Below are 23,807 nucleotides of genomic sequence, written 5' to 3'. Positions count from 1 at the left end.
GACATTTTTTAACTACTACCGCAAGTTTCCCGGCGGAGGATCCCTCGCTAGGTACTTTAATCATGCATCTAGAGCCCTAGACGTAATGCCACGAGTCAGGGACTTGTGCGGCTACAGATTGAGGCCGAAATAGATCTGCCTCAATCATGCGACGAGGAGTCTAAGGACCCCGAAGTGCTTGACTAGTGCGCGTCACTGACGCGATCCGAGCGCTCTTTCAGCACAGTGGGTGGACTGCACCGCGAGGGCACACGTAGTTTGTAGGAGTGAAACGCGCGTAGGCGGTCAGTACATTGTGGCCCTTTTCCTGGCGAGCGTGAGGGAGAACCTAAGGAGCAGGAGGCCGAGGGGGACCAGTACCGCTGCCTGAAGAGCCAGCACTGCTAGGCTGGGTGCAACCTCAGGTAGCCTCGCCCCCCTAAGCATCACCTCCCTGACTGCGCCGATCACGTAGGTCTGAGGTAGCATGCTCCCTAGCAGCCTTAGCTCGCGGGGCAGGACCACGATAGGTACGTAGACCCCCGCCACCAGAGGGACCGCCAGCCTCACAAACCAGGAGATGGGCTCGACCCCCCTGTAGGAGCCGGCGATCCAGTACATTGAGGCGGAGATTAAGCCGAGGCCACTGCAGGCGATCACGCCGAGCAGGATTATTCCCACAGCGAGAGCAGGGTCCCCCCACGTAGAGACCGGGAAGTTGAAAAACGCTACCCCGATAACCAGGTACAGGGCGAACATCACTGCCTCCATAAGGAACCTCCAGCTGACCCTGGCGAATACGAAGGTGAGCGGCGATACTCCAGCCAGCTGTAGGTAATCCCTCCTCGAGAGGTGAACCCCTCCCAGCCCCACCCTGCCTAGGTAGAGGGCCCCTATAGCCTCGTAGTAGACTGTGAGGGCGCTGTCCAGGAACGTGTTAACCATAAGCCCTGAGATTATGAACGCCATGAAGTTGCCTCCATAGAGAGCGCTCGACCCCCCGAAGGCCAGGGCGTAGTACTTGAAGAGGAGCAACGTGAAGACCACCTGAAGGAGCTGGAATGGGATGTTCCAAACCCACCAGACCGCAATGTTAGATATCTCCTCGTAGTAGAAGGTGGCCAAGTGCCTCAGGTTAACCTTGACAGCCTCCAGCAGGAGCGTCGTCCTAGCCACCTGTCCCACCCACGTAGTAAAGGTACGCGTCCTCGAGGTTCGCTCTCCTCACCTTCAGTCTGATGATCTTAGCCCCCTCGGATACAAGCCTCTCCAGCAACCTGGGCAACACCTCGTCCGTGTTTTCAACCCCCAGCGCTACCTCGTACCTGCCCTCCTCGGGACTCAGATCCCTGAGGCTTACATACCTCACTCCGAGCTCCCTCAACCCCTCCAGCGCGGACCTCAGGTCGAAGAACGCGTTGTAGACCTCCATCTGCACGGACTCCTCAACCTTCGCCCGCTTTATCAGCTCCTCAACTCCCCCGTCCGCTACGACCCTGCCGTTCCTAAGAATGATGACCCTGCTGGCCTCCTCCTGGATCTCCAGGGGGTGGTGGGTAGCGTAGAGTACCGTGACGCCGAACTCCCTGTTCAGCTTGCCTAGGTAGTCCTTGACCGTCCTCACGGCCTCAGGGCTCAAGCCCATCATCGGCTCGTCGAGCAGGTAAACGGGGGTCCTCCTGAGGATCCCGATGAGCATGCCGACCCTGGCTTGCTGTCCAGTTGACAGGGACCCCAGAGGCCTGTCCATCACCTCTGAGAGCCCTAGCCTCCTGGCCGCCTCCAGGACCTCCTCGAGGTCTATGCCGAAGAGCCGCGACATTATCCTCAGGTTCTGCCTCACAGTGAGCCTGAGCTGGGCCCACGCGGTCGCCCCCACAACAGAGGGTATGTAGGTGACGTGCTTAACGACCTCGTCTCTATCCTTCTCGACGTCGTAGCCCATGACCTCCGCTCTTCCACTGGTCGGAGGGATTAAGGTCGCAAGGATCTTGATCAGCGTGGTCTTCCCAGAGCCGTTCGGGCCCAGAAGGCAGACAAACTCGCCCTTCCTAACCCTTATCGAGACCCCGTCCAGCGCGCGGACCTCAACCTCCCCCACGATGGCGCGCATGAGCACCTCGTACGGGAACCTCCCTCCAAGTGTCTCGTAGTAAACACCTGGGTCGTAGAACCCCCGGCTTAGTACCTTGTAAACCCTCGTTAGCCCCTCCGTGCGTATGACCTCACCGCTCACAGGACCCACCGGGGGTTTACCGCAATCTCACTCCTTAATGAGTCCACCCCCATTTTTGACTTTTGATTCTCACCATAGTTCTCCTAATCAACAATCATACGTGCCGTGGAAGTTTACGGCTGTGGAGCCAAGCTGACCCCTAGACGCCTGATCTATACTCCACTTTTCACCCTTGAATCGTCTCAGACACTATAGGCATCCGCTTCCTTCGAAGATGCTGGTAAGGCAAAGGTCAAAAGCTACGCTACGCTTTAGCACATGTGGCGAAAGCTTCTGGGAAGCCCTGCAGGAAGGGTGTTGTCGGCGGGACCTTCTCCCTGCTCCACGAAGGTCACAAGCTTCTCCTCGGTTTCGCGGCTGAGCGCTCCGAGAGCCTGCTTGTGGGTGTGACTGCGGACGAGCTGGCTAGGAGTAAGGGCCACCCTGTTGAGCCCTTCCGGGAGCGCGCCGACGCTGTCCTGAGGTACCTCAGCGAGGTGAGCCCCGGCTTAGGCGTGGAAGTCGTCGAGATCCACGATGCGTACGGGCCGGCGGTGGACGACGGGGAGGCTGACTGCATTTTCGTGTCGGAGGAAACGCTCCACGGTGCTTTTCTGATCAATATCTTGAGGCGGATTAAAGGCCTACCGCCCTTACGGATATACGCCGTTGAGATATTGACGGTTGGAGGGGTGAGGCTCTCCAGCACTCTCCTCTGGCGGACTAAGCTCGGGCGGAGATGAGCTTCGGTAGAACCTTTACTCTTAAAGCCTCCGCTAACGCCACCGCCAACGCCAAGAATGCCAGAAAAACGCCCAGGCCCACGACGCTCCTGTCCACTCCGGTGAAGAGCCTTGCCACCGACTCAGCCGCCACGACTATCGCTAAGAGTATCAGCCAGGTTGCGAGGATAATGGAGCCCACGACGCCGAGGACTCTCCCTAGCCTCACACGTATCACCGCGTCGGTGTAAGAAGGGCCGAGAGAACAGCTAGGGCCGCTGCGACGAGCTCGATCGCGACATAGGCTTTAGCCACCTCCTGCTCGCTCGAGGGGCCCCCCACGGCTAGTATGAGGCGCGTCAGGGATAGGGGGGCCTCTGGGTCGCTGTTCGCGCGCAGGGTCCCGTCGCTATCGACTAAGATAGGTCTCTTCCTCACCTCGCGGTGCTCCCTGAACCCCCTGAAACTCACCAGGATGAAGAAGCCGTTGAGAATGTGCGGAAGTAGGAGCGTCAAGGCTACGAACTCGAGGTGGTCGACGACCGCTAGTGCTCCGATGAGAGCTCCGAGAAAAAGGCTCCCGCTGTCCCCGTTGAAAACTCTCGCGGGGTAGGCGTTGTACCTGTAGTAGGCGAGTAGAGCTCCCAGCGTGATGAGCGAGAGGGTAAGGGTCGCCTCTCTGTTCAAGATAGCGCCTATGAGGGCGAGCGCTGAAAAGATGACGATGGAGGTTCCCGGGACCACACCGTTCATCACGTCCAGCATGTTCACGACGTTCGCAGCGCCCGCGACTGAGATAGGCATGAGGGCCCAGTATATTATGGTGAGCCTCAACCTCCCGATCAGGGGTAGCTCGGGCCTACCCCACTCTATCAGACCCGGGCTAGTGACGCCGACCACGAGTATTGGTAGTATCCCGAGGATGCTTAGGAGCGTCTTCACGGGGCCTCTCAGTATCTTAATGTCGTCGACGAGCCCCACGGCGAAGCATATGGCCGCGCTCGCGAAGGCCACCAGCACCCTAGCGGAAGCCGTGGGCTCGGCGGCCAGTGCTGTTAGGGCAACAGCCGCGGAGACGCCGAGGAAGAGGATCACACCGCCACTGTGAGCAACCTCTGGGCTCCCGGGCTTGTGGGCGTCCGGCCGCACGAGGCCGCGGGCTCTAAGGTAGCTGATCAGTGGCTCCGCTGTCAGCCTGACTAAAAGGAAGGAGATGAAAAGTCCCACTACGGGAACCAGGATGTTCATTAAACCACACCCATTTCCTTCGCCACGTAGCCTGCGATCACCGGGAAGATCAGCGTCGCGTCTCCGGGGACGGTAACGTGGGCGGCCTTTGGCTTCACCTTACCCCAGCTTATAGCCTCGCGCGTTCTAGCCCCGCTCAAGCTACCGTCCCACTCGGGCGCCGAGGTTATCGCGACGGCGTAGTCAAGGCCCTCCCGGAACTGCGCCCACCAGATGAGGTGATGCTTCGAGATGCCCCCGCCGAGCATTATCCCGCCCAGCTTCTCGGCCGCGAAGACCATCTCAGCTATTTTCCCCATATCTGCTACGACGTTGAGCTGTACCGGCTTCACCTCGGAGCTCGACCTGCTCTTCTCGTTGAAGGTGTATATAGCAGTCCCGAAGGCGGAATCGACCAAGCCCGGCGCAAACACGGGGACACTTTTCCGGAAGGCCTGCCTTAAAATGGAGTTTTCATCGGTGAGCCTCCTTCCCGCCTCGAGCGCGAGCTCGCTGGGGGACCACTCCTGCTTAATCCTCACTAGCTCCTCAAGCATCATGTGGGTGAAGCCCTCGATAGGAGGACCGTAGTTCTCGAAAGGTATGAGGATGTTCCCCAGCCTGTGGATTTCCAGCTCTAGCAGGAAAGCGTCATCGTACTCAAACTCGCCGACGTAGTACTTGTAGCCCTGCCCCCTCGCTATATCGTGGTCGTATGTGCCACCGGTGGTGATCACCGCTTGCGCCAACCCGTGCTCGATGAAGTCCGCTAAGAGACCTCTGAGCCCGGTTGCTACCAAGTTTGCTGGAAAGCTTAGAAAAACTGTAGCCCCGCTTCTGTACATCTCGAGCAGGGTCTCCACGCTCTTCACGACGTACCTAGTGGAGAAGCCGCCCACCTTCTCGAGCAGTTTGACCAGCCTGGCGGCATCCTCGACTGCGTCGAGCAGGGTTAGGTCTTCCACCGGGCGTGAGAGAAGCATGGACCTGTCGACCGCCATTCCTAGCGCACCTTCAAGGCGTAGATTCCGGGCTTCCGGATGCCTAGCAGTTTGGCCACCTGCGAGTTCTCGACATCCACGACAGCCACGAAGCCGTCCCAGTCATCGGAAAACTCGCGTCCCCCGCACACCGGGCATACTTCCACGTCGTCGTTCAGAAGCGCCTTGCAGTTTGTGCAGGCTTTTAGAGGTAGCTTTCTCTTAGGCACCTTGCTTCTCACCCCGAGCCCTCTCTATTAGCTCTTTGACGTACTCGAGTTTCCCGAGGTAAGGCTGACGCATCGTCAGGCGCACGCGCATGACCCCTCTCTGCTCGTCGTAGCCGACGCCTATGACGCGCGCCCGAACGATGTCCCCTCTTCTGATTATCCTCTTACCGCTCTCGGCTATGACGATGCCTTGATCCCTATCGTACATAACGTCTCTTGTCGGAAAAACCTGAGATTTGTGAACAAAACCATCAACAGCCCCGAGCCTAACGGTGATCCCTATGTTCTCTACTAATACGACCTCCCCTTCGACGACCTCCTGGTTTACAGCGCTAAACACTAATGCCGTGAAGCGGGCCTGGTGGTAAGAGCTCCCGTCGCCGAAGGTCAGGTATCCCTCCTCGGATGCCTCAGCATCGAGCACGGAGACTACGAGCCCGATGCCTTCAAGCACCCTGCCCTCAAAGCTCTCCCTAAGTATTTCCAGGGCTGCTTCTCTCAGCGGTTTACCGAAGAGCCGCGGAGGTATTCTTATCATGTCCTCAAACACTATCAGCTTGTACATAAAACACCAAATCCCCGTCATGCGGTACAATTTATATCATTTTTCATTGAAAAATGGCTACACCTCGCTCACAAGGTATTTTTTGACCTCCCGCGCTATAGCTCTCGCCAGCGGGACGGGCACAGCTTCCCCGACCTGGTTGAACTGGAGGTCTCTTCCACCGAGAAAAACATGGTGGTCCGGGAAACCCATCAGGCGCGCTTGCTCTCTGACCGTGAGAAGCCTGTCCTCGAACGGGTGTACAAAGCGCGAAGACCCCATGACGGTCGGGGCGACGCGGTACGGGTGAAGCCTAATTATGTTATGGAGCACTCTCCCCTTGTAGCCCCTGTACCTCACGAGGGGTTCACCCCATTTAAGCTTTGAGATTCGCTTAAACCTACGCGGGCCCAGTGGTACCGGCTCGTGGTTCGGTATCCCGTGGTAGGCGTCGGGCGGTGGTAAGTCTTTAATCGCCTCTAAGACGACGACCTTTCTCCCCTTAGGGGGGTTGATCGGTATGTTGGAGATGAAAATGCGAGTTCGGTGGGAGGGCGTGCCGTAGTCCTCAGCCCTCAGAATGTTGAAGTAGATTTTGCTGAAGCCCACAGCGGCGAACTCCCTCCTAAGGAGTACGTCTAAACCGTCGTCCACGATCCCTGGGACATTCTCCATAACGAAAACCTTCGGCTCGAGGTCACCGACTATTCTTATGAAATGCAGAACGAGGGAGCCGAGCGGGTCATCGTAGAGCCTCTCGTAAGGATCCTCTCTCCGCCGTGGATTAGCGCGTGTGAAGCCCTCGCATGGCGGACCACCTATCACGACGTCAGGTCTGCCTCCCAGGAGCTTCAAAATCTCGGAGGAGTGGACTTCGCGGATATCCGAGGCCAAAACTTTGGCTTCTGGGAAGTTAGCCGCGTATGTCTCGGCTATAACCGGCATGTTCTCCACTCCCAACTCTATCCTGAAGCCCTCTTCCTTGAACCCCCTCGAGAAGCCCCCAGCACCCGCGAAGAGGTCCAGCAGCCTGAACATACCCATGGTTTCAGAGCACGAGTAAGTTTTAAATGCGGCGCGGTGGCCTACTCGTACCCCCTCTTCTGTTTAGGCGGGATCTGTCTAGGGGTCCACCCGGCCCTCACCGTGGCCTTTCATGGGGCCTGTTTGACCCTGCCCCGCGGGGAGGGCATCCCACGCCTGCCTAGGCCGTCATCCCTCCCGGCGAGGAGTTCATTTCCATACGACCTAGGTGCCTTCGCCCTCCCACGGCGTTTCGCCGTGCCGCTTGCGCGGCCGCGAGCCACGGAGGGGAGGGGGTTCCACAGCCGGCCCGTCGCCGAGGCCGGCCGGCGCCCGCCCGGTAGGCCACCGCGCCGATTAATAACTGTATAAACACCGGCTTAAACTTTACATCTCAAACACCTGCCTAAAACGGCTTTTCGATTGAAAATGATAGGGGATGCCGCGAGGGGCCCGGCGGCATCCCCCGAGGTGGCCTGCGCCCCCTGCGCCGGTCCTCCGCACCTACCTCTCACCCCGAGCACCCGCGAACACACCCCGCCGGCCTTAGGGCCGCTCCCTCCCGGGCCTAACCCGCTTCGGCCTTCCCGTGCTTCACCCCTCCTACGAGGGGATTAGCACGGAGCGGGGTGTCCCGCGGACCCGGAGCGCACCCGTAGGTGCGCGGTCCGGGCGCGAGGGGCTTTCAGGCGCCCTCGGAGGTTAACGCCCCCCGCCATGAGCCCGTTTGCGGTCACAGGGGAGGGCTAGCCCCCCGGGGCTCCCGCCGGGCCAGTTATACAGTAGAGAAGGGGACTATTAAGAGTTTGCTCAACCCTCTTCACTCCTGCGCCTTTCACAGTGTAGGAGCGCGCTCTGGCTAGTACTTGCGTGCAGAGCAACAAGAGCCTTAAATTTAGGATGGAGTACACAGACTCGGTGATCGCGAACGCCTATTATAATACCCGTGCTCCATAACACCTCGAGCTCTCAGCGCCTCGCTGAGGTTGCGCGGACAGTCTACGGGCTAGGTTTCAACTACTTCGTCGTGACGAAGGCCGTGGGTGCAGCAGCCCAAGCGGGGGTTCCGGAGGCCCAAAAAGTAGCGTACAAACTCGGACGAAGCTTCATGGTTTTAGCGGATCTGGCTGAAGCCATTGAACTCTTAGAACCCAGAAAAGTGCTCCTCGTGATGCCGTCTAAGTACGGGGGCAGTAACTTAGAAGACGTTCTTGCTCAGGTCTTAAAAGAGACTGGGGAGAGCGATAAAGTGCTGCTAGTCTTCGGGGGCAGTGAACCGGGACTCTCTCTCCGCGAGCTAAAGATGGGCGAGAACGTGAGCCCTAAGGATGTAGAGGAGGACGTCGGGACGACAGCGCTCGTCGCTATAACACTCTACAAGGTGAAACTGCTACTTCGCGGGCAAGCGTAGCCTCGTAATCGGTTTTTTGTTCTTCCAGCTGTAGTTTCGGATTCTCTTCGATCGGCCGAACCCACAGTGTGCACAGTAACCCTTAGCTACGTTAAAGCTGTGGTGTCCACACCTCCGACACCTGATGTGTGTCTTTCCGCGCCCCTTCTTACCAAACGACGTAGTTCCTTTGACCACTAGAGCTCACCTCTACGCAGGCGCAGGGCTAATGAGAACTACATTATCGCCTCTTACAACGATTATGCCGTACTGCCTCGTCCTGTTGCTTCTAATCTCTTCAGCGTTTTCCAAAACTAGGTTGAGGTGATGGTCGTAGCCCTTGAGAATACCCCTTATCTCGCGTCCGCCTTTAAGCTTCACGAGTACGCTTTTTCCAACGCTCTCTGCTAGCAGATCAACCGCTCCCTCCATACTCCATGCCTGCATTTCTCTGCTCACCAGGCTTTAAAACCTTTTTGCGTTCACCTTACCCCACTTTCCTAGAGCGGATAAACTCAGGGTCTTCGGAGCTACATAAGGATGTTACGTGGAGCGCCGGGGCCGGGATTCGAACCCGGGCACCCCAGAGGGGCAGTGGATTTCACGCCGAGATCTCGAGTCCACCGCCTTGGGCCGCTCGGCCACCCCGGCTTCTGGTTTGAAAAAAGCGGTGACAAGATATAAAGACATCGCCTGACTCTCAACCAGAGGTTCCGGTGGATGGTTTTCTATTACCATCGTATTCCAACTGTATCGATTTTAAACGTTGGGCGGAAAATGTGCATTTTGCAAATTAGTAGTGGATAGAGCAAAGTTGGGTGGATTATGTCTATCGAGGAGATCTTCCATCAGTACCTGGAGTCGAGGATATTCAAAGATAGAGAGAAGCTGCTCCCGGACTACGTTCCCGAAGAGCTGCCGCACAGGGATGATCAGATAGTAACTTTAGCCAAAATTCTGGCTCCGGCACTCACCGGCTCGCGTCCCTCAAACATCTTTATCTACGGGCTTACAGGTACGGGAAAGACCGCAGTTACTAAGTATGTTCTCAGGAAGATAAAGGAAAAAGCCCAAAACAAGGTAGACTTCGTCTACATAAACTGTCGCCAGAATAACACGAGCTACCGTGTCTTAGCTGAGCTAGCGAAGCATCTGGGAGTAAAAGTTCCCTTTACGGGTCTTGCACTCGGAGAAGTCATGAAGAGACTGGTGCAGGGGCTCGAACGCCGCCGTGGCATATACGTGGTTGTCCTGGACGAGGTTGATAACCTTGTGAAAAGGAACGGCGATGATGTACTCTACTTCTTGACCCGTATAAACGAGGAGCTCGTAAACTCTAAGGTAAGCGTCATAGGCATAACGAACGACTTAAAGTTCACCGAGTTTCTCGATGCGCGCGTCAAAAGTAGCCTCGGCGAGGAAGAGCTTGTATTTCCACCCTACAACGCAGTGCAGCTCGAGGACATCTTGCGGCGCAGAGCTCGAGAGGCTCTGGGGGACGGTGTTGTTGACGATGAAATACTAAAGAAGGTAGCTGCTATAGCAGCAAGACAGAATGGGGACTGTAGGTTGGCTTTGGACATCCTCTTGAAAGCCGCCGATATAGCTGAGAGAGAGGGCGCGGACAAGATCACGGAGGTTCATGTGGACAAGGCGAGAAACGAGATTGAGAAGAACCTAGCAGTAGACATCATAAAAACGATGCCTCTTCACGTAAAGCTCGTGCTTGCAGCGATTTACCTCCTCTCAAGGGACGGCGGGACAAAGCTCATAACGACTGGTCTCGTGTATGATAAGTACAAGGAGCTTGTATCAAAAATCGGCATGGAACCTGTTACCTCGCGAAGGATAAGCGACGTCATCAACGAGCTCGATGTCGTGGGAATCATCAACGCCAGGGTAATCAGTCTGGGTCGCTACGGCAGGACAAAGGTAGTATCAATCGGCGTCCCGATGAAGAACGTGGAGGAGGGGCTGGCGTCGGATCCCATACTGAAAACCCTCCTGTCGATCTAGGTCAGGTCACCGCACGCGCAGAAGATTTCGTGAAGCATGTCGTAAAGCTCTTCCAGTCCAACGCCAGTGGTTGCTGAGAGGAGAGGTATTCTCGTGGCGAGCTTGTAGTCATCAAGCAGTTCCAGTATTCTCTCGGATATTTCGCCGATTATTCCTTCACCCGTTTCTTTGACCTTCAATCGTAGGTACTCGTTGTCCTTAAATAACCTTAGGTCCCCTTCAACGAGGTCAGCCTTGTTGATAACCGGGATAACGTCCACGCCCAACCTCAGGCTCGCGATTAGTGAGAGAAGCTTGAGAGAGGTGACGTCTTGAGCTTTTCTCGTGAGTGTGGGGTCCAGTATGACGACTCCTATGATGTAACCCAACTGCTTGAATTCTCTGATAAACCTCGGTCCAAACTCCCTGAAAAGGAAGAGCTCCATTTGCCCTGGCGTGTCGACAAGTATGTACGGAGCTGGGAGCTTTGAGGTTCTTTCAGCAATTTCGCGGAGATAGCTACAGGCTATCTCAATGCTCTTTATCAGTGCACCGTTAGGTCCGAGACCATACTCCCTCATTACCTTCTCCGTGGTCACGTACTGTCGTATGTCTATGTCAGGCTCATAGGGAAGGAACTCTGCTCCTGGATCCAGGTTGATGTACGCTGTAGGCGTGAGCATCTTGCTCCAGAGCCAACGTCCAAGCGAGGCCGTCAGTGTCGTCTTTCCGCTACCCGCCGGACCTATGAAAAGAACAATGTTTTTCATAGCCTCCCCCTTCACCACAGAGCCTCTTCAGATAAAAAAATGCTTGGGGTTACCGACCATCTTGCACTCCGCGGAAGTAATGGCTAACCGCTAAAATCTTGTCAGAAGTTAAGCGCACTCTCTCGGCGATGTCTTTATATCTTGTCACCGCTTTTTCAAACCAGAAGCCGGGGTGGCCGAGCGGACCAAGGCGATGGCCTGGAGTCCTCAGAAAGCCATTACCCCTCTGGGGTGCCCGGGTTCGAATCCCGGCCCCGGCGCCACTTTGAAAAAACTCCTAGTTAGCCTAGCTTAAACTTACGCTTTCTCACCTGCCGAAGACCGACGGAAGATTTATCAACTCTCGGCATTTCAAGAAAAGCGAAGCCCCGGTCGTCTAGCCCGGTCAACCTGCGCGAGGGCCGAAAGGATATCGGCCTTTCGAGGCACAATACCCCGGAGAAAGCCGAGGATCCCGGGTTCAAATCCCGGCCGGGGCACTTTCTCACAATTAAACTGGCGATGGACACAATAGGTAATTCGCGGAAACTCCCTGTTGCAAGGTAAGGGAGATGCGCCTTTGGGGAAAGCTAAGGCTTGAATTCCCAGTTCCACATCTCGCTGGCGAGTTTGCCATCATACATGAATTTAGATACCTTCCTCTCAGCGTCAGCCACCCGTTTGCTGTGCAGTGAAAGAAAGTTGTTTATCCTCTTTACCAGCTCGGCCTTACACTCACCGCACAGAAGCTTGCCGGTTTTGCACGCCCAGTACCTTTCTTCTAGCTTCTTATCATCCTCTTCAAAGAGTAGAGTGTACCAGTGAAAAACCGTGCAGACCTCGGGCGCGCCACCGAGCTTCCGTTGCTCCTCTACGGTGGCGCGACCGCCGGTGAAAGCATTCATGATCTTCCTCTTTACAGCTTCTGGAGAGTCATTCAGCATTATAGCGGTTTCCGGTTCAGACGCGGACATCTTGCTCTCGGGTCCCGTGAGCCCCCACGCGAGCTTAGCCAGGATCTCGGAGGTTTTAAACCTATTTAACCGCGGCGCGATGTCGCGCTGGAGCCTGAAGTAGGGGTCCTGGTCGATGCCACAGGGTATCAGGGGGCGCTTCTTCTCAAAGAGCGTTGGTACTATTTGAAGAGCTGGGTAGAAAATCAGCCCTATGCTTGTCTCTCCGTCGAAGCCGAAGACTGCTCGAGCCGTTGAAAAGTTTATGTGGCGTGCCACTAGGACTGCAGGCTTATACATTCTGCCTATGTACTCGGATTCTCTGAATATGAAGGTCTTGTTCTCGTCGAAGCCTAGAGCTGCGATGTTCAGGATGTCCTGCTTCACGTAAGGCTCCACTTCCTCTAGCGATTCCACTTTCTTGGCGAGGAACTTCTCCTCGTCGGGTATCTCGATATATACGTTCACGTTGAACTTCTCCTGAAGCCATCTCGTCATGATAAAGGGGACGATGTGCGCTATGTGCATAGGTGCCTTACTCGGAGCTCGGCCAGTGTAGAGGAAGAACCCCCTCCCGCTCAAGTAATCCTCGAGCACTAGTCCGAGGTCGCGGTGCGCGAAGAAGAACCTTCTGCGAAGCAGAGGGTGAAGTTCCCCGGTGATCTTTCTTATCTGCTCTAGGAGAGGCTCGCTTATCTTCTCAACACCGAAATCCTCCACAAGCTTATCGTAATCTATCTTACCTTTAGCCTCCCATGGGGTAACGCTGTAGTCCCCGTATGACATCTTCACGCAAATGGTATGCTGGATATTTATCTTCATCGACTCCAGTCGTTCATACCTAGTAGGCTTCCAGCGAGAGCACCTCTTTTCTGCCCCACCGGCCTCCCTTAAAGTCGCCGTCATCCTTTACCGGCCTTGGGGTTGCTCTACGTGGGCAGCGCACCGCCAGGATCTTCGAGTAGCCGCGCCCCGGCGGGTCCCATAGGGGGCACGGCAAGCAACGCAGAGCAGGGATTTTTGCGATCCAGGGCTGACCCAAGGGATATAATGTGAAGAGTTTTATAAAGCGGGCCGGCCGGGATTCGAACCCGGGACCTACGGGTTAAGAGCTTCGACCCGGCGTTTAAGTCCGACCGCCGCTCTACCTAGCTGAGCTACCGGCCCCCGCCGTGCCTTAAGAGCCCTTAGGGTATTAATTTTTTTCTCTTGCCTTTAGAGGAGCCGGATTCGCCTTTGCACCGTGAAGCTTATTGGCTGAACCCCAGCTGTCATAAGCGCATATATAGTATCTTCTGAGGCGAGGTCGGCTAACCCTCTCAGACTTGTTATTACCGAGTTCGAGTAAACGGGCACTTCAGGCTCGTAGAGCGAAACCACCACCGGTATCATTCTGTACTCTCCCGGTTGTATGTCGTAGGCTAAGATGCCTGCTTCCAGCGCTTTGGACAAAACGCTGCACCTCTCGTGCTGGGCGTCCGCGGCTCTCCGTAGCATGCCTTCACGCAGGCGCTTCCACCGCTTGCAGTCGACGCAGAGCGACAGTCCCTTTTTAAATGCAAGCACGTCGACTTCGAACCTCCGACCCCTGAACTTAAACCTGACTGTCCTGTACGTACTGTAGCCCGCTTCGCGAAGCGCGTAAGATACGAGCGCTTCTAAATCACTCCAACCCGAGTTCAGGGCCAGCGAAACCACGTCGTAGCCTGCCCGCCAGGCTTTAATCAGAAAGGCTTCAAGCGGCTCCCTGATAACCCCGTCCTCAACGTTCACGCGCAGATTCCTGAGAATCTCTTCGACGAACTCGCGATCGACTCCAACCCCCTCAGAGATATCCGAGATTTTCACCAAACCATGCTGTGAAAGGTAACGTGCAAGAAAAGCGAGAACAACTTCCGCCCTCAGGCGAGCGCCCAAGAGTGTTTCACGCCTAAATTATTATTGAAGCCATTGGAGGTAGCTTAGGCCACCTCTCAGCTGCCTCCTTAGCCAGAGGCCCCCTTATCTCAGTCCCTTTCGGCTCCCCCTCAGGCGTTATGATCACGACAGCGTTATCCTCGAATGCTATCCACGTTCCGTCTGCTCTTCTGTAGGGCCTCCTCTGCCTGATAACTATGGCTCTCATGACCTGCTTTCTGAGCTCAGGCTTACCGGCACGAATTGAAACCACAACGACATCGCCTACGGCCGCCCCCGGAATCCTCCTCCACACAGCCTTATAGTGAGGAACACCTATGACCTTCGCAAGCGTTGCGCCGGAGTTATCCGCAACCTTTACGAGGCTCTCCATGAAAACGCCTGGGGTGAGGCCGAGTCTGTAGGACACTCCAACCGTCTTAGGACCTCTCTTCGCCATTCAAATCACCTAGGCCTTACCGAGCACCACAAATGATATAGACTTCGCAAGCGGCCGCGTTTCACCTATTATCACTTCATCTCCAGGTTTAACGTCTATGCAGGGGGGCACTCGGACGTGTTTTTTCGTCCTGCGGCGCTCGTACCTTTTGTACTTCGGGTTGTAGTGGAGGTACTCGTGTACAACGACAGCTGCCCTGTTCATTTTCACGTCCTCAACTCTGACCCTAAGCAGTTGTCCTCTGACCGAAAGAGTGCCATGCCAAGGGCACAGGGGATCATCGCACTTCTTCTCGGGAGGGTTTAGCCCCGGAATACCTACATGCCTCTTAGCCATGCCCAACACACACCTCTCTCACTCTATGCAACTGGTTTTTAAATTTTTGCGGTGCGAGACCCTACCACGCGCGGTAAACCTTCTTCATCCTCTCTTCAGGTCTTCCCACAAGAAACCTACCGTCCACCAGAACCTTAGTACCATCGGGCAGTGTGAAGCGGAAAACCGCCTGAAACTTCAGGACAGTTCTCTTCTCACCCCCAGGCTCACCTATAACCAGCGTATTTCTAGTTTCGTCGAGCACCAACCCCTTTATCCCAATAAGGCTTGGATTACTAGCCTCTACAACCTCTGCTTGCAGTCCTATCAATTCATGACGCAAAATATTCCTCGGGGTTATCCTCATGTTTTCTTCCATGCTTCCAATAATTCATCTTTAAAGTTATCGACGCTAGCCTGCCTCATCCACCCCATCCGTGACCGGACACGCAACCACTCCGAGAATTTTCCATCGCTGAAAGAGCTCCTATAAGCTGCTGAACAGAAGGTGCTACCTACTGCTTCTTTCGAGCCTCTTCCCTCTCAACGGTGAGGATCATCGCGATGGTTCTCTTCGTCTTCCTTATAAGAGCTGGTTTCTCCAGAGACCCTCTCATCGCTTGAGCCTTCAGCCGTGCGAGCTCCGCCCTCAGCTCAGCGAGCTTTTTTCTCCGGTCTTCCGGGCTAATGCTCCTTATTTCGTCAATGCTCATTAGCCCCTTAGGCATAAAACCACCCTCACGTATCACCATTTTAACTTTTACGGACCTCTTCCACCGCTGCCTGAGGAGCTTTTAGCTCGATGCTGTCGGGCATTCTTTCAGGCTTCATGATGCGTACCTTCACACCATACATCCCGAGCTTCAGGAGCACGTGCACGCAGGCTTCATCGACCAGCTCCTCCCCTGGTTCACCTGACTTAGGTAGATACCCTCTCGTGAAGCGCTCCGTTCTGTGCCTCTGGCTTGTCAGCTTACCGCTTATAACGACTTCAGCGCCCCGCGCGCCCGCAGCCATAATCCTGTTGAGGGCGACCATCGCAGCCCTCCGGAACTTCACACCCCTAACCAGGGCTCTAGCAATCCTGTAGGCCATTATCTTGGCGTTGAGGTCCTGGTTAGGCACCTCCACGACGTCGATCTGAGGGTTTTCGAGACCAAACTCCTTCTCCAACACCTCAGCCAAAGCCTTAATGTTGGCACCTCGCCTACCTATGACCATCCCGGGTACTCCCGCGTAGATGATAACTTTCGTGCCTATCGGCGTCTTGAAGAACTGAGTGTGCACGTAGTTTGCCTTCGCGAACTGCCTCTGGATGTACTCGTGAAGCATCATGTACTGGAGGCCTTGCTTCACAGCCTTATGCGCTGTGGACGACATTTGACCACCTTTAAGTCCGCTCCTCGCCAATCACTTCAACGTGAACTAGCTGGTCGTAGTATGGCGTCGCCCTTCCAGGGGCCCTTGGAAGATAATTCCTGATCTTGAAGCTTTGATGCGCGGCTGCATGAACTATCCATAGATTCTCCACGTCTAGACCCTTAAACTCCGCGTTGTTCTCCAGGTTATCCAGCAGGGCCAAAAGCTTCTTAGCAACTTTCACCGGGTACCTTCCGGGGCCACCAATCCCCCTCTTGTGCCCAACCTTCCCGTTGAACTTTCTGAAGGGCACAGGCCTTTTCATTGAAGCTATCTCTTCCAGTATCTTCTTAGCCTCACTGAGCTTCTTGCCCCTGATCAGCCTCAGAGTCTCGACGGTGGCCTTGTAAGACATGCTTACATCCCTGAGCGAGGCTTTCGCCGTCCTTGAAGGGTCCAACTCGACACTATATCGCCACGTAGGCATACCCCAACTTCATCTCCGACTACTCGACACAATATAAACGTTTTTTCAAGCCCACAGGCAAGCAAGCTGCTCATAGAAACGCTTTAAAACCAGGCACTTGTACTACTCCCATCAGGGGCCGTAGTCCAGCCTGGTAGGATGCCTGGCACGGCACGCGTGCCGCAGGATTCGGGATCTCTAGGCGGGAACCCAGGTGGTCCCGGGTTCAAATCCCGGCGGCCCCACTCCACATACATTTGAGGGGCGCTAACAATCATACTCTCGTGACTCACAAATTTTATGCATATACGCATAACCGTAGTAGCTAACCGGCCCTAACATTCACTTGAAAGTCACGACCTCATTCGCCTCGACTGGCGGGCCCGCCGGGACTCGAACCCGGGACCTACGGCTCCGAAGGCCGCCGCGCTTCCTAACTGCGCCACGGGCCCATTTTCGGGGGCGTCGTGTCACCTCCTTGTCATCACTCATCGGTTGTCAACGCTTAAGTCATTCGCCCTCCTAATACTACCTTCAATGTCGATAAAAATCTAATGGACTTAAAGGAGGATGATCGCTGGCCTGGCTGGAAGGGCGAGGTGCGCCTTAGCCATGCCTTCAGCCTCCTCCTCGCTCAAGACCCTTACTTTAAGGCCCGTCATCTGCTCGAAGAAAGTCACCGCGTCTCTTAAGGCCCTCTCCTCAATCGCCGGACTAACCAGGAGGTCCAGGACCTCGGCGTTCTTGGCGATAACCTCCACAAGCTTAGACGCCTCTCTCCTGGTATCCTGAGGAAGGTTCTTCAGGGCCTCGCGTATCGCGAGCTGAACTTTTCCGTAGACACCGACACCCTGCTTTACCTGAGTGAGAAAGTCGTACTTCCACCGCGCTGGGAGGACCAGTGCCACTTCGCGCACGTTCTCGCTTTTCACCACTCTGAGGAGCTCCTGTATGTCCTCAAGCACTCTCTGAACTATCTTCTCCGCCTTCTCGACCTCTTCGTTTATCTTGTCGAGATCCGGTTCCGGCCAGCGCTCCTTCACTATGAGCGTGCTCTTCCCGATCTTCTCCCATATCTCTTCAGCGACGTGAGGAGTTATGGGAGCGAGTATAAGGGTTTGAACCTCGATGAAGCGCTTGAGAAGCTCCCTGTTTGGAGCCCCCCTGCGCCTCAAGTACCACTTGAAGGAGTTCTGGAGGTTGAAGAAGCCCTCCGTCACCACATTCTTCGTGTTGAGCTTCTCGTACTCCTCTCCAACGTACTTCAACGTGCGGTTGAGAACGCTCTCGAACCACTCGTCTATGAACTTCCTCTCGTCGTCGCCCCTGCCGTAGTTCTCAATGGCGAAAGCGTACCACTCGTAGAGAAGATCAACCGCCCTGGAGGCGAACTCCGGCTCGAAGTTCCCGTCATCGAGGCCTGTGTTGCCAGCGTAGGCGTTGGTGAGGCGCGTGGCGTCCGCACCCCAGTACTCCAGAGCCTCCCTGAGCAGGATGAAGTTCCCCTTCGACTTGGACATCTTCTCTCCCGCAACGTTGATCCACCCGTTCACGGCGATGCCCCTCGGCCAGTGCTCCGGAGGGAAGATGGCCACGTGGTGCATGATGAAGAACACGAGGTGGTTCGGTACCAGGTCCTTGCCCGAAACCCTGAGGTCCACCGGGTACCAGTATAGAAACTCTTCCCGCATCCTCTTGACGAGGTCGGCGCTGACCCCGAGCTTGCTCGCGACTTCTTCGGCGCTCCCCTTCCCCAGGAAGATGTAGTCGAAAAACGCGTTGTCGAGCTTTTCCCATCTCAAGCCGTGGTCTTCGGGGTGCTGAAGGTACTTCGCGATAGTGTAGTACGCCATGTAGATCGTCGAGTCGCTTAGCGACTCGAGAACCCACCTGTCATCCCACGGTAGTGGTGTGCCGAGCTCGCGTTCATGCGTGCAAGCCCAGTCCTCGTACCAGTCTACGAGTCTATGAAACTCCTGCCTTATCTCTGGCGGCAGGAATACCATCCTGTCGATGCATTCGTGGGCCTTCATCTTCCACTCCCTGTCGCTGTACCTGAGGAACCACTGATCCTCGACGATCTTCACGTGCGTGCGAGATCCGCACCTGCAGAAAACAGGCCTTGGGAGGGTGAAGTGCCTCACAGCAACTCCCAAGCCAACCAAGTGGTCTATGACCTCCTCCTTGACCTCAAACACCCTCCTGCCGCCCCACTTCTGGCCGTAGACTTCAGCCTTCAGAACCCCGTTGTAGAACTCCTTCGAGTACACCTCCCGTGTTGCCTCCTCCAGCTTCTCTGTCTCACCTTGATACCTAGCCCCGTGCTTCCTGACCGCTGTTTCCGCAGGATACGGTCCGTATCCCTCCAGCTCGATCAGGCTCACGGGGTGCACCGCCTCCAGTACAGCGGGGTCCAAACCGTATTTGTCGAGAAGGTGCGGGTCTCTCTTCAAGTCCTCAAGGGCTACCCAGTCGAATGGAGCGTGCGCAGGTACGGACATCACGACGCCTGTCCCGATGTTGTGCGCGACAAACACGGCCGGCAAAACCGGGACCCTCCAGCCCGTGACAGGATTCAGCGCGTAGCGCCCGACGAGCTCTGCCCCTTTGACGCGCCCTACGACGCGGACGGTGTGACCCTGGTCTTGAAGCTCTTCAGCACCGTACTGTCCCAGAACCCACTTTTCCCCGTCTACATCGGCTACGATATACTCGGCATCTGGATTTACCCAGATGTTCACAGCACCCCACACGGTCTCGGGCCTATACGTCATACAGGGGTACACGAGGCCGTCCTCGCCCCTGAACTTGATTATGACAACCTCTTCTGGCCCTATGCCCGCGTACTCATCGGGCCTGTCGTGGTCCCCCACTACCTTCTTCTCCTTGGGGCACCAGACAACGGGGTGACTGCCCTTTGTTATGAGCCCCTTCTCCCTGAGAACCGTGTACTGCCACTGTATGAACTTGTTGTAAGGGGGGTTAAGGTAAGTTGTGAAGAACTCACGCCTCCAGTCGATCGACAAACCGTACCTGCTAAAATCTTCTCTGAAGCCCCTAGAGAAGAAGCGCACCCAGTATTCCGGGTCTTTAAACTTTGGAATATCCTCCTCGCTGATGCCCATGGACTTGAGTATGCTTATCTGCTTCGGATCACCCTCCCTAACTCTCAGCGCCGCGGCAACTATAGGCCCACCCGTCGCGTGCCAGCCTTGAGCGAAGAGGACGTTGTACCCCCTCATCCTCTTGAAGCGGGCTGCGATGTCAACCCTGAGTACTGTGTACGCTGTCCCCAGGTGGGGGTACGAGTTAATGTAGGGGTACGGAAACGTCACGAAGAACTTGGGCTTCCCGGGTTCGGGATCCGCCTCGAAAACCCTAAGCTCGGCCCAGCGCCTCTGCCACTTCGCTTCAACGCTTTTCAGAAAGTCCCTCTTCTTCTCGTCGACGCCTGGGAATTTAAGCCTGCTAGCAATGGAGAGCCACCACCCCACTCAAAGGTTTAAAACTAAAAAACGTTTTCGCCCCTATCGCCTGACCCGCCCTTTTGAACGACGCCCAGATAGTCGTAAATGTCTCCCTCCTTGACCATGTCCTCATAAACCTTCCAAACGCGCTTAGCCGTCACGAGCCCTACGAAGAAGCCCTTCTCCTCCAGCGCCTCCTTAACGCGATCCACGAACTCCTCCGGCTTTACGAGTGGGTGCTTGGAGAGAACCTCGAGTATGCTCTCCCTAATGTCCGTGTTGTGAGGATACGGCTTTTTACTCACGGTACAGCGTAGTGCGCTATGGTTATTAAGTTATCTCACCGCTTTTTCCATGTGGAACTGCTGAGGCGGCTTCACGAGCTTGTATACTCTAAAGTGCACACGCCTGTAACCGCCGGCCTGTTGCCAAGGGTTCTGAGACGTTACGTTGCGATAAACCTGTACGATGGCGCTCTCCTGGCCTTGGGCGTCCTCACGACTTCCACTCTTCTCGGGCTACCACCCTGGGAAACCGTGCTGAGCGGACTGGTGATAGGGACGTCGTCCGCTATTTCGGGCTTCATGGGAGCGTTCCTCGTGGAGAGCGCTGAGCTCAGAATGGAGCTGAGGGAGCTTGAAAAGCACCTCTTCATAACCCTCGGTAGGCGGCAGGTCTACGTAGCTGGGCTCATCGTAAGCGCAGTGAACGCTTTGAGCACCCCGGCGCCAGTGCTCTTATCCCTCATGCCCTACCTACTCGCACACATCGGAGTCATCGCACCTCCGCTGGCACTCGTAGCAGCCCTAGCTATGACCTTCACGTCGCTGGTCTTCCTCGGAGTCTGGCTAGCCAAGATCGCCGGCGGGGGGAGGCTGAGGTATACGCTAACCGTGCTAGCCTCAGGGCTTGCGATACTGCTACTGGACATAATCCTGGGCCGTCACTAGTTTTTTAAACTGTCCTTGCTCTAACAAGGGTGTGAGCAAAGAGCCGTCGATAACGCGCATGCTGATCGATGCCCTCAAGCCCCGTGACGTCACAGTAGTGGATATCGCGCGATCCCTGATCAGCCTCGAGAAGGTAAGCAGGGTTGAAATCAATGTGGCAGAGGTCGACGTCAAGACAGAAACCCTGAAAATCAGCATTAGCGGTACAGGCATAGATATCAAGGAGATTGAAAGGACCCTTGAGAAGCATGCCACAGTGATCAGAAGCATAGACTACGTTGTAGCTGAGAAGTGATTCGACTGTGAACCTCGGATTTTACCTCACTCCGGTAACACCGCCTCTCTTCGGCCGCGAGGGTAAACCTGAGGACGACATCGTCGTGCTAGGAATACCCTTCGACGGCGCAGCCTCGCGTATCCCAGGTCAGAGGTTTGCCCCAAGGAAGGTGCGTGAGGTGTCCGTGGAACTCGAGACCTTCTCACCCGAGCTGGGGGTCAACGTGGAGGAAATCGGCTATCGCGACGCGGGAGACCTGCCAGTGGTGACGGACTACGCTGTGATGCAGAACTTTACAACAAAAGTTGTAGAGGAGCTACGTGATAGCGGGAAGTTGCCTATCGTCATCGGGGGAGACCACTCTGTAACCTTTCCCGTGGTATCGACGCTCGCTGCGAGATCCGAGGAGCTGCTCGTTTTGGTCTTCGACGCGCACATGGATCTCAGGGACGAGTGGCCTTGGGGTGTGCGGTTATCCCACGCGACGGTTATGAGGAGGTTGCTTGAGTCGTCGGGCAGTGTCTCCGTTGCCTACTACTCTCCACGCGCTTTCTCGAGAGAGGAGTACGAGTACGCAAGATCTAGCAGCAGAGTTAAAATCGTCAGGAACGCCAGAGAGCTACGGGAGCTGGTGGAGAGCTCGGAGAAAGTGTACATTTCCCTCGACATTGACGCAGTGGACCCAGCTTACGCACCAGGAACAGGCACACCTGAACCCATGGGGCTCGCCCCTCAGGAGGTCGCTTCCGCTCTGCGGGTTGCCGTGAGCCACGCCCAAGAGGTCGCGGGCTTCGACGTAGTCGAAGTAAACCCTCTAGTTGACTGCAATGAGATAACTTCTCTTTTAGCCGCTAAGCTGGTGATGGAATTCCTCTTCGCGTGCTACAGGTACGAAAAGTGCGGAGCAAGGCAGGCGCGGGTAAATTTCTCCTAAAGGGATAACTTATCCGCGGATAATTTCTCCGATTCTCAAGTCAGAAAAAGGAGCAAGGGGTACAGCGCGAGCGCGATCACCGCTAAGACTAAACCATCCCTGACGTTGAGCCTTGTAGCCGCCGATAACCCCTTCAGCTTGGTGTTATCCATGAAGAAAGAACTCACCGGGTAGACTCCGTAGAGTACGCTGCATTCCCTCATGTTGTTCTTAGCCTCCTCCAAGCACTTCACGCTTTTCTCCAAGAGGGCCTCCTCGTTAAAGGTCCCGACAGGGTAGTAGTCGACCCCCTGGAACACGCCTGTTAGTACGTGCGTATCCGTGGTCCCCACGAGAAGGTAGTCGACGCGCTTGCCAACCTCTTGGAGGAGCCTAGCCTTGAGTTTGGGCGTCATGTTATTTCCATCAAAGCTAATAACTCCGACAATCTTACCCCCCACCTCTACAGCCAAGCACGCGATGCCAGCTTTCCCAATACTGACGCCGTCACTGAAGCCGATCCACGCGAAGCCCGCTTTAAGTTGCCCTTCGGCCACGCTTGCCTCCAGCGATTCTTGTATAGTTCGCAGCACCTCCAAGTAGAGCTCGGGTGCACTGTCCGGGGACTCCGGCAACTGCAGGTAGTCTTCACTGATCATGTTGTGCAGATCCGCGAGAACTACCCCCTTTCGCTCGAACTCTTCTCTGAGAGATGGCGGCAAGTCTTCCATGGGGACCTGCGGGTCTAAGAGGCACAGAGAGACCCCTGGGAGTCTTATTGCTAGGCTACTAACAAGCTTCCCTTGAGCCAGGCCGAGACGGACAGTGGACGGAAGCTCCTTGAGGGACAGGGCACCGCAGACTTCTTCCGCTACTCTGTCAACTTCACTGCTCACAGCTAAATTCTCCCCGTGACCCGCCGGTGCCTTGAGAAAGAGGGTCGGAGGGCACTTCGTGACGACTTTTTCTGGAAGCGTGCTACTTCCTAGGGTTCTCAAAGGTCCCGGGTGAACCCCGGATACAACGAGCCTGCCTATCACCTCGCTTCCACTCCTGAAAATGAAGACGTGAATAGGAACGGTCTTTCTAGTAGAGGAGGCTTTAATGCACTCCTCCACCTCGTCCTTCTCCCCCGAGAGCGTGTACCTGAGGAAGCCTCTGAGGTATTTAAGCCCCCCAACACCGGCAACCTGCCTCACCCTTTTATCGATGGTGAGAAGAACCGGGAGCGCCAGCAGAGCATAGAGAACGAGTACCGTTAGGGAGGCGTATGCGTAAGTCGGAGCGAAGAGATACGTGAGCGCTAGGTAGACAGACAGATACAGGATGAGTGCGCGCCTCCTGGCCACGGCGATGAACACGAGGAAAGACAAGAGAACCGTGACCGTCGACGCGGCAACAGGCGGCTTTTTAAGAAGAATGAGTGGCAACAGTAAAAGGAGATACACTAGGAAAAAGCCTAGAGCCCTTCTCGGGGTTAACACACTCCGGTCAGCGAGTACCGATACCAAGTAAGGCAAGCCTGTAGTAAAAGCGCTTGTGAGAAAAAGCCGCACATCATAGCCGACCGCTGGGGCAAGGAGGAGCTCAAGCATAAAGATGCCGGCAGTTGCGGAGAGCACCAAACTGGTTCCCGGTAGCCTAAAGAGCCACTTGTAACCCTTCCTGAACCCCTCAAACTTCGAGTCCGTCATTCA

At 55.7% G+C, this 23,807-nt stretch carries 29 protein-coding genes, 6 tRNA genes and 1 other RNA gene; 9 read left to right on the top strand and 27 right to left on the bottom strand.

From position 1 onward, the window contains the following. Positions 1-285: 285 nt before the first annotated feature. The gene (locus ACNO7C_RS02870) at positions 286-1,155 is read right to left on the bottom strand and encodes an ABC transporter permease (RefSeq protein WP_460025488.1); all 870 of its coding nucleotides are present in this window, start codon (positions 1,153-1,155) and stop codon (positions 286-288) included. Further along, the gene (locus ACNO7C_RS02865) at positions 1,148-2,215 is read right to left on the bottom strand and encodes an ABC transporter ATP-binding protein (protein WP_460025487.1); all 1,068 of its coding nucleotides are present in this window, start codon (positions 2,213-2,215) and stop codon (positions 1,148-1,150) included. Before ACNO7C_RS02865 ends, ACNO7C_RS02870 begins: the two co-directional genes overlap by 8 nt. Positions 2,216-2,475: 260 nt before the next feature. Here ACNO7C_RS02865 and ACNO7C_RS02860 point away from each other — a divergent pair, with 260 nt between their 5' ends. Further along, complete coding sequence (locus tag ACNO7C_RS02860; protein WP_460025486.1) at positions 2,476-2,937, top strand: pantetheine-phosphate adenylyltransferase; 462 nt, start codon at positions 2,476-2,478, stop codon at positions 2,935-2,937. On the opposite strand, the gene ACNO7C_RS02855 is transcribed toward ACNO7C_RS02860, so the two are convergent. The 7 genes from ACNO7C_RS02855 to ffs all read right to left on the bottom strand — a co-directional run bounded on the left by ACNO7C_RS02855 (position 2,918) and on the right by ffs (position 7,690). Beyond that, on the bottom strand, positions 2,918-3,145 hold the full coding sequence (locus ACNO7C_RS02855; protein ID WP_460025485.1) for a hypothetical protein: 228 nt from the start codon (positions 3,143-3,145) through the stop codon (positions 2,918-2,920). The genes ACNO7C_RS02860 and ACNO7C_RS02855 overlap by 20 nt on opposite strands. 5 nt (positions 3,146-3,150) lie before the next feature. Beyond that, positions 3,151-4,164, bottom strand: a complete 1,014-nt coding sequence (locus tag ACNO7C_RS02850; RefSeq protein ID WP_460025484.1) for an MraY family glycosyltransferase — start codon at positions 4,162-4,164, stop codon at positions 3,151-3,153. Then, positions 4,164-5,144 (bottom strand): deoxyhypusine synthase, encoded by a 981-nt coding sequence (locus tag ACNO7C_RS02845; RefSeq protein ID WP_460025483.1) that lies wholly within the window; start codon positions 5,142-5,144, stop codon positions 4,164-4,166. The genes ACNO7C_RS02850 and ACNO7C_RS02845 overlap by 1 nt, the downstream gene beginning before the upstream one ends. A gap of 2 nt (positions 5,145-5,146) precedes the next feature. Next, positions 5,147-5,353: a transcription elongation factor subunit Spt4 gene (gene spt4 / locus ACNO7C_RS02840; protein ID WP_318536303.1), complete on the bottom strand. Its 207-nt coding sequence runs from the start codon at positions 5,351-5,353 to the stop codon at positions 5,147-5,149. After that, positions 5,346-5,918, bottom strand: a complete 573-nt coding sequence (locus ACNO7C_RS02835; RefSeq protein ID WP_460025482.1) for a DNA-directed RNA polymerase — start codon at positions 5,916-5,918, stop codon at positions 5,346-5,348. The genes spt4 and ACNO7C_RS02835 overlap by 8 nt, the downstream gene beginning before the upstream one ends. Positions 5,919-5,975: 57 nt before the next feature. Next, positions 5,976-6,935: a DNA cytosine methyltransferase gene (locus ACNO7C_RS02830; RefSeq protein ID WP_460025481.1), complete on the bottom strand. Its 960-nt coding sequence runs from the start codon at positions 6,933-6,935 to the stop codon at positions 5,976-5,978. A gap of 438 nt (positions 6,936-7,373) precedes the next feature. Beyond that, positions 7,374-7,690: signal recognition particle sRNA (gene ffs / locus ACNO7C_RS02825), an RNA gene on the bottom strand. A gap of 176 nt (positions 7,691-7,866) precedes the next feature. On the opposite strand from ffs, the gene ACNO7C_RS02820 reads away from it, so the two are divergent. After that, positions 7,867-8,331: a RecB-family nuclease gene (locus ACNO7C_RS02820; RefSeq protein WP_460025480.1), complete on the top strand. Its 465-nt coding sequence runs from the start codon at positions 7,867-7,869 to the stop codon at positions 8,329-8,331. Here the strand turns inward: ACNO7C_RS02820 and ACNO7C_RS02815 are convergent. The 3 genes from ACNO7C_RS02815 to ACNO7C_RS02805 all read right to left on the bottom strand — a co-directional run bounded on the left by ACNO7C_RS02815 (position 8,311) and on the right by ACNO7C_RS02805 (position 8,961). After that, entirely contained in the window at positions 8,311-8,508 is a 198-nt protein-coding gene (locus ACNO7C_RS02815) for a 50S ribosomal protein L37e (protein WP_318536307.1), read from the bottom strand. The two genes, ACNO7C_RS02820 and ACNO7C_RS02815, sit on opposite strands and share 21 nt — an antisense overlap. 12 nt (positions 8,509-8,520) lie before the next feature. Beyond that, positions 8,521-8,742, bottom strand: coding sequence for an LSm family protein (locus tag ACNO7C_RS02810; RefSeq protein WP_318536308.1), 222 nt, complete (start codon positions 8,740-8,742; stop codon positions 8,521-8,523). Between the two features lie 121 nt (positions 8,743-8,863). Further along, a tRNA-Ser gene (locus tag ACNO7C_RS02805) sits at positions 8,864-8,961 on the bottom strand. A 174-nt stretch (positions 8,962-9,135) separates the two neighbouring features. Here ACNO7C_RS02805 and ACNO7C_RS02800 point away from each other — a divergent pair. Then, the gene (locus ACNO7C_RS02800) at positions 9,136-10,326 is read left to right on the top strand and encodes a Cdc6/Cdc18 family protein (RefSeq protein ID WP_460025479.1); all 1,191 of its coding nucleotides are present in this window, start codon (positions 9,136-9,138) and stop codon (positions 10,324-10,326) included. On the opposite strand, the gene ACNO7C_RS02795 is transcribed toward ACNO7C_RS02800, so the two are convergent. Beyond that, positions 10,323-11,075, bottom strand: coding sequence for an ATP/GTP-binding protein (locus ACNO7C_RS02795; RefSeq protein WP_460025478.1), 753 nt, complete (start codon positions 11,073-11,075; stop codon positions 10,323-10,325). The two genes, ACNO7C_RS02800 and ACNO7C_RS02795, sit on opposite strands and share 4 nt — an antisense overlap. A gap of 166 nt (positions 11,076-11,241) precedes the next feature. On the opposite strand from ACNO7C_RS02795, the gene ACNO7C_RS02790 reads away from it, so the two are divergent. Beyond that, positions 11,242-11,338 (top strand) — tRNA-Ser (locus tag ACNO7C_RS02790). 102 nt (positions 11,339-11,440) lie between these two features. Then, positions 11,441-11,554, top strand: a tRNA-Glu gene (locus ACNO7C_RS02785). Between the two features lie 90 nt (positions 11,555-11,644). Here the strand turns inward: ACNO7C_RS02785 and ACNO7C_RS02780 are convergent. From ACNO7C_RS02780 to ACNO7C_RS02735, 10 genes are all read right to left on the bottom strand, one after another. Next, the gene (locus tag ACNO7C_RS02780) at positions 11,645-12,793 is read right to left on the bottom strand and encodes a tryptophan--tRNA ligase (protein WP_460025477.1); all 1,149 of its coding nucleotides are present in this window, start codon (positions 12,791-12,793) and stop codon (positions 11,645-11,647) included. 55 nt (positions 12,794-12,848) lie between these two features. Next, entirely contained in the window at positions 12,849-13,049 is a 201-nt protein-coding gene (locus tag ACNO7C_RS02775; RefSeq protein ID WP_460025476.1) for a hypothetical protein, read from the bottom strand. 28 nt (positions 13,050-13,077) lie between these two features. Continuing rightward, positions 13,078-13,174, bottom strand: a tRNA-Lys gene (locus ACNO7C_RS02770). 48 nt (positions 13,175-13,222) lie between these two features. Continuing rightward, positions 13,223-13,858, bottom strand: coding sequence for a hypothetical protein (locus ACNO7C_RS02765; RefSeq protein ID WP_460025475.1), 636 nt, complete (start codon positions 13,856-13,858; stop codon positions 13,223-13,225). Positions 13,859-13,937: 79 nt separating this feature from the next. Beyond that, entirely contained in the window at positions 13,938-14,363 is a 426-nt protein-coding gene (gene rpl14p / locus ACNO7C_RS02760; protein ID WP_460025474.1) for a 50S ribosomal protein L14, read from the bottom strand. A gap of 9 nt (positions 14,364-14,372) precedes the next feature. Further along, on the bottom strand, positions 14,373-14,699 hold the full coding sequence (locus tag ACNO7C_RS02755; RefSeq protein ID WP_460025473.1) for a 30S ribosomal protein S17: 327 nt from the start codon (positions 14,697-14,699) through the stop codon (positions 14,373-14,375). A gap of 61 nt (positions 14,700-14,760) precedes the next feature. Next, positions 14,761-15,057: a ribonuclease P protein component 1 gene (gene rnp1, locus ACNO7C_RS02750; protein ID WP_460025472.1), complete on the bottom strand. Its 297-nt coding sequence runs from the start codon at positions 15,055-15,057 to the stop codon at positions 14,761-14,763. Positions 15,058-15,193: 136 nt separating this feature from the next. After that, complete coding sequence (gene rpmC, locus ACNO7C_RS02745) at positions 15,194-15,406, bottom strand: 50S ribosomal protein L29 (protein WP_460025471.1); 213 nt, start codon at positions 15,404-15,406, stop codon at positions 15,194-15,196. A gap of 25 nt (positions 15,407-15,431) precedes the next feature. Then, complete coding sequence (locus ACNO7C_RS02740; RefSeq protein ID WP_460025470.1) at positions 15,432-16,058, bottom strand: 30S ribosomal protein S3; 627 nt, start codon at positions 16,056-16,058, stop codon at positions 15,432-15,434. 10 nt (positions 16,059-16,068) lie between these two features. Then, positions 16,069-16,524, bottom strand: coding sequence for a 50S ribosomal protein L22 (locus ACNO7C_RS02735; RefSeq protein WP_460025469.1), 456 nt, complete (start codon positions 16,522-16,524; stop codon positions 16,069-16,071). Between the two features lie 114 nt (positions 16,525-16,638). Between ACNO7C_RS02735 and ACNO7C_RS02730 the strand changes: the two genes are divergently transcribed. After that, positions 16,639-16,748 (top strand) — tRNA-Pro (locus ACNO7C_RS02730). A gap of 130 nt (positions 16,749-16,878) precedes the next feature. Here ACNO7C_RS02730 and ACNO7C_RS02725 read toward each other — a convergent pair. The 3 genes from ACNO7C_RS02725 to ACNO7C_RS02715 all read right to left on the bottom strand — a co-directional run bounded on the left by ACNO7C_RS02725 (position 16,879) and on the right by ACNO7C_RS02715 (position 20,275). After that, a tRNA-Arg gene (locus ACNO7C_RS02725) sits at positions 16,879-16,955 on the bottom strand. Positions 16,956-17,063: 108 nt separating this feature from the next. Further along, the gene (leuS, locus tag ACNO7C_RS02720) at positions 17,064-19,997 is read right to left on the bottom strand and encodes a leucine--tRNA ligase (protein WP_460025468.1); all 2,934 of its coding nucleotides are present in this window, start codon (positions 19,995-19,997) and stop codon (positions 17,064-17,066) included. A gap of 14 nt (positions 19,998-20,011) precedes the next feature. Next, positions 20,012-20,275, bottom strand: a complete 264-nt coding sequence (locus tag ACNO7C_RS02715) for a hypothetical protein (RefSeq protein ID WP_460025467.1) — start codon at positions 20,273-20,275, stop codon at positions 20,012-20,014. 51 nt (positions 20,276-20,326) lie between these two features. Here ACNO7C_RS02715 and ACNO7C_RS02710 point away from each other — a divergent pair, with 51 nt between their 5' ends. From ACNO7C_RS02710 to speB, 3 genes are read left to right on the top strand one after another with little or no spacing between them, the layout of a single operon-like run. Further along, a complete protein-coding gene (locus tag ACNO7C_RS02710; protein WP_460025466.1) occupies positions 20,327-20,920 on the top strand; it encodes a VIT1/CCC1 transporter family protein in 594 nt (197 codons plus the stop codon). Between the two features lie 31 nt (positions 20,921-20,951). Next, on the top strand, positions 20,952-21,215 hold the full coding sequence (locus tag ACNO7C_RS02705) for a DUF211 domain-containing protein (RefSeq protein ID WP_318536321.1): 264 nt from the start codon (positions 20,952-20,954) through the stop codon (positions 21,213-21,215). 7 nt (positions 21,216-21,222) lie between these two features. Further along, positions 21,223-22,131 (top strand): agmatinase, encoded by a 909-nt coding sequence (speB, locus tag ACNO7C_RS02700; RefSeq protein WP_460025465.1) that lies wholly within the window; start codon positions 21,223-21,225, stop codon positions 22,129-22,131. A gap of 35 nt (positions 22,132-22,166) precedes the next feature. Here the strand turns inward: speB and ACNO7C_RS02695 are convergent, their stop codons facing one another. Then, positions 22,167-23,804, bottom strand: a complete 1,638-nt coding sequence (locus ACNO7C_RS02695; RefSeq protein WP_460025464.1) for a DUF2070 family protein — start codon at positions 23,802-23,804, stop codon at positions 22,167-22,169. Positions 23,805-23,807: the final 3 nt, after the last annotated feature.

It is taken from the genome of Infirmifilum tikiterense (assembly GCF_054696565.1).
The sequence above is the reverse complement of the archived record's forward strand: the minus strand, read 5'-3'. Positions and strand labels throughout refer to the sequence as shown.